Annotated in this window: 12 protein-coding genes; 6 read left to right on the top strand and 6 right to left on the bottom strand. The window is 46.9% G+C overall.

Annotated elements, in window-relative coordinates; genetic code table 11:
- The first annotated feature begins 91 nt into the window (after positions 1-91).
- Positions 92-814 (top strand): adenosylcobinamide-GDP ribazoletransferase, encoded by a 723-nt coding sequence (cobS, locus tag J0L70_RS19265; RefSeq protein ID WP_287455565.1) that lies wholly within the window; start codon positions 92-94, stop codon positions 812-814.
- Here cobS and J0L70_RS19260 read toward each other — a convergent pair.
- The 3 genes from J0L70_RS19260 to J0L70_RS19250 all read right to left on the bottom strand — a co-directional run bounded on the left by J0L70_RS19260 (position 788) and on the right by J0L70_RS19250 (position 3,119).
- Positions 788-1,582 carry an ion transporter gene (locus tag J0L70_RS19260; protein WP_353736649.1) on the bottom strand — a complete coding sequence of 265 codons (795 nt, stop codon included), beginning with the start codon at positions 1,580-1,582 and terminating at the stop codon, positions 788-790. The two genes, cobS and J0L70_RS19260, sit on opposite strands and share 27 nt — an antisense overlap.
- Before the next feature lie 189 nt (positions 1,583-1,771).
- The gene (locus J0L70_RS19255) at positions 1,772-2,944 is read right to left on the bottom strand and encodes a nucleotidyltransferase family protein (protein ID WP_017286060.1); all 1,173 of its coding nucleotides are present in this window, start codon (positions 2,942-2,944) and stop codon (positions 1,772-1,774) included.
- Between the two features lie 46 nt (positions 2,945-2,990).
- Positions 2,991-3,119: a hypothetical protein gene (locus J0L70_RS19250; RefSeq protein WP_263970820.1), complete on the bottom strand. Its 129-nt coding sequence runs from the start codon at positions 3,117-3,119 to the stop codon at positions 2,991-2,993.
- Positions 3,120-3,347: 228 nt separating this feature from the next.
- Between J0L70_RS19250 and J0L70_RS19245 the strand changes: the two genes are divergently transcribed.
- Positions 3,348-3,575 carry a ferredoxin family protein gene (locus tag J0L70_RS19245; protein ID WP_017286058.1) on the top strand — a complete coding sequence of 76 codons (228 nt, stop codon included), beginning with the start codon at positions 3,348-3,350 and terminating at the stop codon, positions 3,573-3,575.
- A gap of 194 nt (positions 3,576-3,769) precedes the next feature.
- On the top strand, positions 3,770-4,495 hold the full coding sequence (locus J0L70_RS19240; RefSeq protein ID WP_268182818.1) for an ABC transporter ATP-binding protein: 726 nt from the start codon (positions 3,770-3,772) through the stop codon (positions 4,493-4,495).
- On the opposite strand, the gene mutY is transcribed toward J0L70_RS19240, so the two are convergent.
- Together mutY and J0L70_RS19230 are read right to left on the bottom strand one after the other, a co-directional pair.
- Entirely contained in the window at positions 4,472-5,596 is a 1,125-nt protein-coding gene (mutY, locus tag J0L70_RS19235) for an A/G-specific adenine glycosylase (protein ID WP_353736648.1), read from the bottom strand. The two genes, J0L70_RS19240 and mutY, sit on opposite strands and share 24 nt — an antisense overlap.
- Positions 5,586-5,909 carry a DUF760 domain-containing protein gene (locus J0L70_RS19230; RefSeq protein ID WP_017286055.1) on the bottom strand — a complete coding sequence of 108 codons (324 nt, stop codon included), beginning with the start codon at positions 5,907-5,909 and terminating at the stop codon, positions 5,586-5,588. Before J0L70_RS19230 ends, mutY begins: the two co-directional genes overlap by 11 nt.
- Positions 5,910-6,277: 368 nt before the next feature.
- Between J0L70_RS19230 and J0L70_RS19225 the strand changes: the two genes are divergently transcribed.
- The 3 genes from J0L70_RS19225 to J0L70_RS19215 all read left to right on the top strand — a co-directional run bounded on the left by J0L70_RS19225 (position 6,278) and on the right by J0L70_RS19215 (position 8,466).
- Positions 6,278-6,454 (top strand): TLTLP motif-containing protein, encoded by a 177-nt coding sequence (locus tag J0L70_RS19225; protein ID WP_154660820.1) that lies wholly within the window; start codon positions 6,278-6,280, stop codon positions 6,452-6,454.
- Positions 6,455-6,590: 136 nt separating this feature from the next.
- Complete coding sequence (locus tag J0L70_RS19220; protein ID WP_051077757.1) at positions 6,591-7,235, top strand: DUF3318 domain-containing protein; 645 nt, start codon at positions 6,591-6,593, stop codon at positions 7,233-7,235.
- A gap of 151 nt (positions 7,236-7,386) precedes the next feature.
- Positions 7,387-8,466, top strand: a complete 1,080-nt coding sequence (locus tag J0L70_RS19215) for a peptidoglycan-binding domain-containing protein (RefSeq protein WP_287455564.1) — start codon at positions 7,387-7,389, stop codon at positions 8,464-8,466.
- A gap of 35 nt (positions 8,467-8,501) precedes the next feature.
- On the opposite strand, the gene J0L70_RS19210 is transcribed toward J0L70_RS19215, so the two are convergent.
- On the bottom strand, positions 8,502-12,518 hold the full coding sequence (locus J0L70_RS19210; protein WP_287455563.1) for a non-ribosomal peptide synthetase: 4,017 nt from the start codon (positions 12,516-12,518) through the stop codon (positions 8,502-8,504).
- Between the last annotated feature and the right edge of the window lie 301 nt (positions 12,519-12,819).

Raw genomic sequence — 12,819 nt, 5'->3', positions numbered from 1 at the left:
ATGCTTCCTAAAGCAATTATGGCTGTAAATCGCAAATGCGATCCTGCCAGAAGGTATTAGAAGTTTACGTTATGTAAATTAATTCTGAACAATGTTTACGAAAGTATTAAGTCAATGCCTTGCAGCGCTTACCTTTTATACATGTTTGCCGCTTCCAGTCTCTGCCAACTTAGAGTTTCGGGGGATTGCAAGATTCGCGCCTTTGGTCGGATTGACAATTGGTGGATTGATCGGCGGTTTAGATTGGGGTTTGGCTTGGCTCGGGATGCCGGTATTGACCCGCAGCGCGATCGATGTTGCAGCTTGGGTGGCGATTACAGGCGGATTGCATCTGGATGGCGCAATGGATACTGCCGACGGACTCGCTGTGATGAATCCTGAGCGCCGTTTAGAAGTGATGACAGATAGCGCTACGGGCGCGTTTGGTGCGATGACTGCTGTGATTTTGTTATTGCTCAAAACTGTGGCATTGAGCGAAATTACAACAGGTCGAGTTTGGATTTTAATGGCGGTTGCAGGCTGGGGACGTTGGGGACAGTTGGTCGCGATCGCGAAATATCCCTATCTCAAACCCACTGGAAAAGGTGCATTTCATAAAGAAGCGATTGAGTCAATTTGGGAAGCGGTTCCGACGTTGCTGATTTTGATGGGATTTAGCTTGATGGTGCGTCCGGGCATGGTGATCGGTAGCGCGATCGCTGTTGCAGTCGGAGCTTTGCTCAATCGGAAATTAGGCGGTCAGACCGGAGATACATATGGAGCGATCGTCGAATGGACAGAGGCTCTATTACTCTGCACGTTGACTGTGCTGTAATTGAGTCCCACATTTTTTGCAGAAATTTGCATCAGAATCGTGAGACGCTAACCCACACTTTGAGCAAACCGTTTCAATTTGATTCGTTGTTTTGACGAGGCGTTTGATCAACTCCCCAAGTTGCCAAGGCACTAAAATTAGCCCTGTGAGAATCATCGAAATCGTGAGAAGCCGACCAGTTTGAGAAACAGGTGTAATATCGCCCAGTCCTGCGGTTGAGATAGTCGAAACTGAGAAATAAACTGCATTCAGGAAAGTTGAAAACTGCGGATTTAAGGTGTGTTCGACTTGGTAAATTAAGCCAGAATAAACAAAAATAATTGAGAAAACAGTAAATAGAATTCGCGTGTAAATTGCGCTGTCTTCACTGCTGACATAACCGAAAATTGTTTTCCCTTGAATAAACCGAATCAGTCTCAAGATTCGGAACCAGCGAAATAGTCTTAAATAACCTGCATTTGCGCCGATCAAGAAAGGAGCGATCGACAATAAATCAATTATTGAATAAAGACTAAATATAAATTCTAATTTCTTTTCTGCACACCATATTCTTAAGCCGTATTCAATCACAAAGATCGCAAGAATTATGTTCTCAATTTCCGAAAGTGCTTCTCGAATTTCGCTCGGAATTGAATAAGTCTGAGCGACGAAAATGCCCGAAGAGACTAAAACAAGTGCTGTAATAAAAAGCGTGACGGCTCGCCCTAAAGGTGTCTCAATATCTTCTAAATAGAAAGCGACTTTCTCACGCAACTGCATCATAGTCATCAAAAATGCTGAAACTGATGCTGAATAACTTTTTTCCTGTTACACATTTTCAGAGATCCTCCGAGCTTCTCAATTTCACGGAGAAGCAGGAGAATCAAATTTGTGACCTGAGAAAATTATTCAACATCAGCCATTGTGACTTAAATTTCAGCATTGAGCCGTGCAAGGTTTTCAATGATCAACCAAGGATCAAAGCGCACCTTTGCCAACATTCAGCAGTTCCGCGATCGCGCGATGCTCCTCGGTCGGATGGCTAGGAAACTGATGTCGTGCATCCGTAATCAGCCAATCGAGTGATGCTGCTTGCACATCGATCGTCGCTCCCGTCTTATCGACACAATACCGACCAAACACCAATTTATCGACCAAACGTACGCCCGGTCCTAACCGCGAATAATCGAAAATCACACTATTATCGACCGTCGCTCCGCTGCACACCCAGCAGTTTGGTCCAATCATCGCCGGACCGACAATCTTTGCCCCGTCCTCAATGCAGGTCATACTGCCAATATAAACGGGACCTTGAATATCCACCTTGTCCCAGTTCACACAGACATTCAGACCCGTATAAACGCCCGGTGCAACTTCCTTGCCCGGAATCGGAACATTTTTCACTTCGCCTTGCAGCACGCTGCGAATGGCATGCCAGTAGTCTGGAACCTTCCCAATATCAACCCACTCAAACTCCATCGGCAGCGCATAGAACGGCGCATCCATTTCGACGAGTTTCGGGAACAGTTCGCCCCCAATGTCGTATTCCTGATTGGAAGGAATATAGTTAAAAATTTCCGGCTCGAAAATATAGATTCCAGTATTGATATTCGTACTCAGTGCTTCTTCAACCGAAGGCTTCTCCTGAAACGCCTTGATCTTGCCAGATTCATCGGTGACGACCACGCCATAGCTTGATACTTCTTCGCGCGGAACAGGTTTGGAGATAATGGTTGCGATCGATCCTTTTTCTCGATGCCACTTCACTGCCGCAGTCAAGTCGAGATCAATCAACGCATCGCCACACAAGACCACAAACGTATCATCAAAAAACGGCGAAAAGTCTTGAATCTTCTTCATTCCGCCCGCAGAGCCGAGCGCTTCCCCGATCAATTCACCATCGACAATACTGCCTTCAAACGAATAGGCAATCTCGACGCCGAAGCGTTGCCCATCGCGGAAATAATTCTCAATTTCATGGGCAAGGTGGCTCACATTGACCATGATTTGGTCGAAGCCGTGTTGCCGGAGCAACTCCAATAAAAATTCCATTACAGGCTTTTGCAGGATCGGAATCATGGGTTTCGGAGTCGTATAGGTAATCGGTCGAACTCTCGTGCCCTTTCCGGCTGCCAGAATCATGGCTTTCATAAATCGTTATTCTCCAACCCTACGCCATCAATTTTCATACGATCGCTTAACAAACTGGACAATTTGCTGCCTGATTCGGACTTAAATCAAGCCAGTCCACTCGCTGGAGCACGATCACTCCCCAGAGGTTTGTGCCAGACCGTCCCAATGTCAACCCTAACGTACCCAAGTTCATCTTGAATTCATCTGAAAGACAGTTTCTATCAAGATGCGATGAAGCATACAGTTGACCGATCGCTGACATTCTTGCATTATCGCTGATAGCTTCCGGAATCTATCAGTACGGATGATTTCTAAGCCTGAGAATCCGATGCAGATTCGCCCCATAAGCGTGACAAGTGTACGAGAATAGATATCCGGGACAACCGTCCTACCTGTCGATTTGCTCAGAGAGAAGAACACTGTGTCTCATACGATCGTTACAAATATCTGCGAAGGCGTTGCCGATTGCGTCGATGCTTGTCCAGTTGCCTGCATTCATGAAGGGCCTGGCAAAAATACAAAAGGCACAGATTGGTACTGGATTGATTTCACGACCTGTATTGATTGCGGGATCTGTCTCCAAGTCTGTCCGGTTGAAGGCGCGATCTTGCCCGAAGAACGCCCTGATCTGCAATCTACACCGCAGTAAGCGGCAATTCAAACCGCGCAATGTTTGAGTTGTAAAGGCTAAAAGAGTGGGGAGTGGGGAGTAGAAAAATTACCCCCTACTCCCTACTCCCCACCCAATTTAGGACTGCCACAAGCCCTCAAGTCATCTGCAAACTTCCGCGAATGCCGAAGGATGTTAGAGTTGCTAATTGATCCTTCCGCATTTCGGTTCTTATGACCTCGCCAATTCTTGATGTCCAAAATGTTCACGCAGGCTATGTAAAAGATCTCGACATTTTGCAAGGCGCAAACATGCGGGTGTATCCGGGTGAATTGGTGGCGATTATTGGACCGAATGGAGCCGGAAAGTCAACGCTGGCAAAAACCGTGTTCGGTTTGCTGACTCCCCATACGGGCAGCATTCATTTCAAAGGTCAGAATATTACTGGCTTGCGATCGGATCAGATCGTCCGCCAAGGCATGTGTTACGTTCCCCAAATCGCAAATGTATTTCCGTCGTTGTCGATCGAAGAAAATTTGGAAATGGGTGCATTTGTCCGCGATGAGCCTTTACAGCCGCTCAAAGATGAAATCTATATGCGATTCCCTCGCCTCGCAGAACGCCGGAAACAACGGGCAGGAACCCTATCGGGCGGAGAGCGGCAAATGTTAGCAATGGGGAAGGCACTGATGCTGAAACCAGATTTACTGTTACTCGATGAACCTTCAGCAGCATTGTCTCCCATTCTCGTCAATAGCGTTTTTGAGCAGATTCGCCAAATTAATCGCGATGGAACGGCGATCGTACTGGTCGAGCAAAATGCCCGGAAAGCTCTAGAAATGGCAGATCGCGGCTACGTTTTAGAAGCAGGACGCGATCGCTTTGAAGGCGCAGGCTCTGAGTTATTAAACAATCCCAAAGTGGCAGAACTCTATCTAGGAGCCGGAAAAGCTCATTGAGCGCAGCGCTTCGATAATTTTGATGTTCGCTTTCGGGAAAGGATAGTCCGATAACTCATCAATAGAAACCCAGCGAATCTCATCACATTCGATCGCTTGGGGTTCGCCTGCTAAATATTGACAGTGATGCACATTCAAGGTGACTCGAAAATGAGTGTAGGTATGATCAACGACGATAAGTTGTTCGCCTACTGCAATGTCGATCGCTAATTCTTCTCGGATTTCTCGCTGAATACATTCCTCGATCGTTTCTCCGGGTTCTAACTTTCCGCCCGGAAATTCCCACAATCCCCCGAGTAAGCCTTCGGGTTTTCGGCGATCGATTAAAATGCGCTGATCCTTCCAAATCACCGCAACACCAATAACTTTATGAGGAATCGCTGTACGAGTTTCTGACATAGGTAGCTCCGACTGAACTCCTAGATTGTAAGCCTTGCAGTGCGATCGCCAAGGACAAACCAAACAGGCTGGATTTTTCGGCGTGCAAACCGTTGCCCCTAAGTCCATCAATGCTTGGTTAAAATCACGCCCGTTTTCGGGATCAATCAATTGATCGGAAATCGCCCAGAGTTGCGTCAAAGCCTTATTTGGAACCTTGTCTAATGCAATCAGTCGCGCTAAAACTCGTTTGACATTGCCATCGAGAATCGAAATCGGTTGATCAAACGCCGCACTGAGAATTCCCCCTGCGGTCGTTCGTCCAATTCCAGGCAGTGCTTGGATGCTATCCAAATCAGTTGGAAACCCAGTTTCAGCAATTTGCTTTGCCGCCCGATGCAGATTGCGAGCGCGAGCATAGTAGCCTAAACCTTCCCAAGCTTTTAGCACTGTTTGCAATTCAGCATCAGCAAGACTCTGCACTGAAGGAAATTGTTGTATCCAGCGATCGAAATACGGGATCACCGTTTTCACCTGAGTCTGCTGAAGCATAATTTCCGAAATCCAGATCCGATAAGGATCTCGTGTCTCGCGCCAAGGGAGAGAACGCCCCGATGTTGCATACCAATCCAGTAAGCGCGATCGCAATTCAGACACCAAAAAATTCGGCAGAGAGAAACTCCCTGCCGAGCTAGAGGACTTTATCGATTTCTTATTGGACATCTGACCATGATTTTTCCAATGCCAACCGCTGTTCAGCGCTTTTCAGGAAGTATCCGCTCATCATTGCCGACGCGAGCAATCTGCCTAAAGACTCGCGGTTCGTCGTAATCATCACATCAAAACTTTCAGGAGGCAGACCGCCCAACAGCCCGATAATATTGCGCTCCATCACTTGCAGCACTTCAGGTGAGGACGGCTTAGAAAGTTGAGCGATCGTTTCAGGCTCAAGCGACTGTACATATTGAAGCAGCTTACCGCTAGCATCGCCCGCACCTTGAAGAAACTCAGGAAGTTGATTAGAAGTATCGTTCACAGTCTGTACCTCGCAACTGAGGATCAAATTTCAATCTCGATTAACCTTACTTTAGCAAAGCACTTGCTGTGCCACAGTCAGTAGAACCGTACAGCCCAAGTTCGGAAATAACGATGTTGAGAGTAGAAACTCGATCGCTCAACCAGCATCTACCCCGAGGTAGACAAAAATCCTTGCAAGATTCACCCAAAACAGCATTATGTATCCGTTGCTACATGAGAGTTATCAGGATTGTTTATGAGCAACAGAAACCTGGGAAAAATTAGCTAAAATTATTCATACAGTGAAATGTATTTCTCTGACCTGGGTTAACTAGGAAAGAATCAGGGCTTTCCTGCTGAACCTTATTGAGTTGGTTAAAACGCTCTATGCACATAGGTAGTGAGGCTACCGCTCCGAAACGATCGCATCCCGTATCTGCCAATTTTGTTGTCAATCTTGTTGGAACTGCGATCGCATTGATTACGTTGATTTTACCGATCGTGGTCATTTCCCACTACGCGCCAGAGAGTCCCCAACCCATACCCACCAAACTATCGAATTAATTGAAAAGATTCGGTTCGCACGACTTGCTTGATAAGACTTTTATCAGGCAGAATGAATTCACCTATACCCATCCTCCGTAGAATCGCTAAGATCGCAATATTATGAGGATAGGCGTTCATTCTGAGGCTGAAGTCCATGACATCTTATGCAACCTCGTCCGCTAGAGCCGACATGAGCGAGTTACGTCGCTTGAAGACCCTGCTACCCCCGGAATTGCAGAGTTGGGTCACGATCGAAACAACGACCGCGGTCAATCCTCCACTGATCACCTGTGAGGAAATCGGTCGGGATGAGATCGAGATCCAAATTGATATGCCGAAATGGGATCAGTTGGCGATCGACCAACGAAATCTCTTGTTTTGGCATGAAGTCGCGCGAGTTCAAGCGGACACGATCCCGAAAGATGGCTGGGAAATGGCGGCATTAGCGATCGGACTTGGCGGCGCAGTCGGGGAACTGTGGGTACAAGATGGATTGTTATTGCTGTTAGCGATGGGATTATCGGGGGTTGCTGGCTGGCGACTCTATCAGAAGAACAACAGCGAGAAGAATGTCAAAGAAGCGATCGAAGCCGACGAGCGCGCTATCCAATTAGCAACTCGCTTTGGCTATACTTTGCCGAATGCCTACAAGAGTTTGGGCAGCGCGTTAAAGACTTTAATTGATCAAACTCCCAAAAAGAGACAGCGCGCAAAATATCAGGCGCGTCTGGATGCACTGAAGAAGAGTGCAGCAAAAGCGAAAGCGAAGATGCGATCGGCAGCTCCGGCAGATTTTTAGGGATCTTCTATCGCCCTACTCCCCCACAAAAGAATCAATCCTTCAAGGATGTAACGTATTTTGACCAACCGTTACATCCTTTTTTTCAGCCGCTCAGTATGATGGATCGCGAGGCGATTTACAAACGCCTGCATTGGTTTCAGGAGAGAGTATGGCATTTAATATCAATGCTTTAAGATTACCCGTGATTCAGCGTGGCTCGACTGGGGCAGCCGTTGGTGCATGGCAGCGATTTTTACAAGATCAAAATTTCCCGATCGGGGCTGTCGATAATGGCTTCGGTAGTGTGAGCGATCGAGTTACAAAAGATTACCAGCAAAAGAACGGTTTAATCGCCGATGGAATTGTGGGCAATGCGACCTATACCAAAGCGCTGAGTCAAGGATTTATCTATCGCGTCGCCGATCTAAGCGCAGCCATGTTGCTGAGTTATTTGAACTACGGTGCAGCAGAAGTGCGGGATTTACAGCGGAGCCTTAATGTCATTGGGCGGCTCAATCCAGCTTTAACCTTAGATGGAAATTTTGGGCTAGGTAGTACGAAAGGCATGACCGAAGCCTACAAAATTTTGGATGTGAATTTTCGACCTCGATTAGATGCTACGCTTTCAGCCGCAACAAAACAGAAGCTAGGTAGCGATTATGCGCCGGGGCTAGCAATTCTGACAGAGTATGCTCGACGGCAGAGAGCGAGGCTAAGCGGGGCGCAATGGGTACGATTTTTTCCCGCGAGTCAGTCGATCGATGATTTGGCATCTCCATTCCGTCAAAGAGTGCGCGCATTTGAAAAAGCGCTGAAAGATGCAGGAGCAGAGATCGAAGTTACGAATACCTACCGACCCCCTCAGCGGGCTTACATGATGCACTATGCGGTGCAATTGAACAATCGAGACTTCGCTCCGTGGGATGTGCCGCCGATGGTGGGAGTTGATATTGATTGGGTGCATTACACGGATGCGGCATCTTACCAAGCGGCACGAGACATGGTGAACGCATTTGGAATTGGAAGCAATCCAGCCGCACTCCAGTCTCGACATACTCAGGCTTTAGCGATCGATTGGATCGTCACTTGGAAGCCCCCACTACGAATGCAAAATGGGAATGGACAAATGGTGACTGTTCCAGGAACCGGAGATGCAAGTCAGAATGCCACACTCTGGGAGGTTGGGGCAACGTTTGGGGTGTACAAATTAGAGTACGATCCGCCGCACTGGTCAGTGGACGGATTTTAACGAGTCTGCAAGATTCCCCATCGGCGGATCGGACTTCACTTGAGGCGATATGGCTCCAGGTAGGCTTGAATCCGCTGCATCAGATCGCGCCCATTGTTGTGATACACCACAGTGTGGTGCGTTCCGCTGACCCGCTCGATCGAGAAGTCCCCCTTGAAAATATTGTCCCAGAAGGCTCTTGGAGCTAATCTCGACTTGAGCGAACTCAATGCTGCCTCAAACATCACAACCCGCCCAGAGTAAGGCTGTATCTCATAGCTTTGAACAGCACGTTGAATGGGTTTAGCAGGGGGTAAATTGACTTTCACTACTCGACCCCCGGTTTTCTGAGCGATTTTTTGATCTTCGATCGCGTGCCAATGTCGATCGAAGGCTCCGAGAATGCGACGGCGAATACTAGTTGTGTAAAGAACTACATTGCGTGCCGTAAGTTTTTGGTGCTGATATTGAGGGACACCCGGTCCAAAGGTTTCTACTAAAATCAAGAGTGCAACCTCTTGACCCTGCGATCGCAACATTTGAGCAATCTCTAAGGCAACATAGCCCCCAAAACAATAGCCTCCAATAAAATACGGTCCTTCAGGCTGAATATCCCGAATGCGATCGACATAACCTGCCGCCCAATCTTTAATATGAGTCTCTGGGTTTGTGACTTGCTGATAGCCAGATTCCAGCGCAAAAAATGGCTGCTCCGGATCAAGATGCGGAAGTAAATCGCCATAGTTCTGACACCAGAAGAGCGGTGGTTTTTTCCCATTGAGCGGATTGATTTCGATAATTGCCCAGGGATCGATTTCTTGTCCATCTCGGATAATTTCGGCAAATTGGGCGATCGTAGGCGCTTGAAATAATGCAGCAACAGAAAACTGTCGCCCAAATGCTTTTTCCATCTGGTTGATCAGCTTCACCGCCGTAATAGAGTTGCCCCCTAAATCAAAGAAATTGTCCGTGGTCGCGATCGGTTGAATGTCTAATGCTTTTTCCCACATGAACATTAACTGCCGTTCCAGTGGATTCTGAGTGAGTTCAATGACATCATTACGCTCAACCCGAACGGCTTCCGGCATGGGTAAAGCTCGTCGATCGACCTTCCCATTTTGAGTCAAAGGAATTGCATCTAAAAATACGATCGCAGACGGAACCATGTACTCTGGCAGCTTCTCGCGCAGATGTTGTCGAACGTCATTTGCATCAAGTTTGGCTTGAGCCACAATATACGCGACGAGCCGTTTGTCTCCAGGTTGATCTTCTCGTGCCATGACGATCGCATCGGTAATCGATCGATGTTGTGAAAGCACACCTTCAATCTCACCTAGCTCAATTCGATAGCCTCGTACTTTGACTTGATGATCAATGCGTCCCAAAAATTCGATATTGCCATCTTCAAAGAAACGGGCGAGATCTCCAGTTCGATAGATTTTTGTACCGGGCACAAATGGGTTTGGCAGAAAGCGTTCTTCGGTTTTAACCGGATCAGTGTAGCCAACTGCCAAGCAATCTCCTGCAATGTACAGTTCACCTGTCACGCCAATTGGGCAAGGGTTTAACTTGGCATCTAAAACATAGTACTGAGCATTCTGAATCGGTTTCCCATAAGGAATACTTTTCCAGTGCGGTTCAACGCGATCGATGCGATAGTAATTCGACCAAACTGTTGCTTCTGTTGCACCTCCCAATGACACGACTTCAACACCTGGAAATGTCGTTTGCAATGCAGTTGGGAGCGTCACTGGAATCCAATCTCCACTCATAAACACAAGCCGCAGTGAAGAGGGACCATCGAGCAGGGAGGGGAAAAACGATGAAAGCTGCTGTAATGCTGGCGGAGCAGAATCCCAAAACGTAATTGGCTCTGTTTTGAGAAGATTGATCAATACTTGAGGATCGCGCACATCATCACTCGAAGCAATTTGAATCGAGCCGCCTGCTGCAAGCAATCCAAAAATGTCATAGACCGAGAGATCAAAGCAAAGGGAAGTAATGAATAAAACTCGATCTTGATGATTTACATTAAAAGTGCGATTCACCCATTCGATCAAATTGATCACAGGCTGATGCTTGACCACAACACCTTTTGGCGTCCCAGTTGAACCAGAAGTAAAAATTACATAGGCTGTATCTTCAGAAGTACAATGCAGCGGCAAATTCTCGATCGAGGATTGTTGAATGTCTGCTTGTGTGGAAACTTTGACATCTGAAAAAACTGGATAGTTCACATCTAAACAAACAAGATGCTGTAAATTCCGCAAATACAATGACTCAAGTATTGCAACGTAGCGCACTTGAGTGATGACAACTTGAACAGCCAGCGATTCCAGAATCCATTCGATTCGAGCAGGTGGGAAACTTGTTTCTAATGGAATATAAGCAGCTCCAGCTTTGAGAATACCAAGCAGCGTAGGAATCATTTCCAAGCCGCGATCGAGAAAGACTGCGACAAACTGTCCAGCCCCGACTCCTAGCGATCGTAGATAGTGAGCAATCTGATTTGCTTGCTGATTCAGCTCAGCATAAGTTAGCGATTGTTGTCGGAAGACTGTTGCGATCGCATTGGGTGTTTTTTCAACCTGTGCCTCGAAAAGTTGATGTAAGCATTGCTGCGCTTGATAGTCTGCAGCCGTTGCATTCCAATCAAACAACAGTTGATGGCGTTCAGCAGCCGTAATTAGCGGCAGATCTGACAAGGATTGCTGCGGATTGGCAATCATTCCATGCAAGAGCACCTGAAGATGATCTAACATGCGTTTGATCGTCTCAGGGGTAAATCTTGCTCGATCGTAAGAAATCTGTAACTCTAAAGCTGTTCCTAAACTTGCAATTAAGACTAATGGAAATGAAGGTTGTTCAATCAGCTTAAAGGAGCGGTGTTTACCTTGTTTCAGGCGATCGTTAAAGTTCTCATGTTCAAAGACGACAATACTTTCAAACAATCCTGTTCCACGGGGGACATCACTCCAATCCTGCACCAGAGACAAAGGTGTATTTTCATGAGGACGGACAGCAAGATGTTGCGATCGCAGTGCTTGTAGCCAAGGTAAAACCGTTGTTTCGTCTGTAATCTCTACGCGCACGGGCAGCGTATTCATCATTAATCCAATGATCGAGTCGCCATCGGGAAGTAAAGATCGGCGACAAGCTCTTGTTACTCCAAAAACAATAGATGTTTCATTGCTATAGCGATGTAAGAGTAATGCCCAAGCAGCTTGAACTAGAGTATTTGGCGTGATGTGATGTTGCTGAGCGAATGATTTCAGTTGTGCTGTCAATGAGATCGAGCAGTTTAATCGAGCAGTTCCATGCCCAGATTGGGTCTGTGTTTGATGCAGTGATGGCGCATGCAGTAAAGGAGTCGGAGTTGTGAATCCCTTGAGCAAGTCTTGCCAATACGATTTGGAATGCGACCAGTCTTGCTGATGAAGCTGCTCAATGTAATCTTGATAAGAGCGACGTGCAGGAAGCGGTTGTGCTGGATTATCGTACAGAGCAAAGACTTCTTGCAGAATCTGCGTGATCGATCGCCCATCTAACAGAATGTGATGGAATGTCCAAACGAACTGATACACATCAGGGGCGGTTTGGAAAAGCACAAATCGCATTAATGACCCAGAGAAATCAAATCCATTTTGGCGATCGCAGCGTAGAAATGCTTTGAATTTCCGAATTTGCTGATCTGCTGTGTTCGATCGCCAATCGTGGTACTGGATCGTAATTTCATCGACTGCTAGGACTTGCTGGATCGGCTCATTCTGGGCGTTCCAACCGAAGCGAGTTCTGAGAATGGGATGTCGATCGATTAGTTGCTGCCATGCCTGGGCGAAGCGATCAACCTCCAGATTCTCTTGTAGCCTGCAAACCACTTGTTCAATATCTACGCCAGAATTCGGTTCGTATCGGTGATGAAACAACATACCCTGCTGAATTGAAGAGAGCGCGTAAGTTGCTTCGACATGGGAAACTCTAGGTTGATCAACGGAATGATTTTTAGTGTGGGCAGAGGGAGAGATTGAAATTGAAGAAGCTGGGTAGGTTTGACTAGCTTTCGCTGTAAACATCGCATTTTCCGGATAGGGGTCAACTTGCGCTGTCTCACCCGATCAGACATGAGCGGGCTAAGCAGAAACGGCAAATAAAAGCAGGTTGAACTTGTCAATGTCTGAGTTCTGAGCAGTTTGTAAAATCGCTCGCAAAATACGTGTTATCACTGAGGAATCAGTCGATGAGCAGCAGCGAGGATTTACGATAAGTGGAACATCAGTAATTTATTACACGCAGGAAGTGATGCTTACGTAAGTTCTGTTCTTCTTCACTGAGTCTTATTTAGGTTCGGTCGTTTCTTTACCAATTTTGAATAAT

The sequence above is a fragment of the Leptolyngbya sp. UWPOB_LEPTO1 genome, from assembly GCF_017302695.1.
In the GTDB taxonomy this organism is placed as follows: Bacteria; Cyanobacteriota; Cyanobacteriia; order Leptolyngbyales; family Leptolyngbyaceae; genus Leptolyngbya; species Leptolyngbya boryana.
The sequence above is the reverse complement of the archived record's forward strand: the minus strand, read 5'-3'. Positions and strand labels throughout refer to the sequence as shown.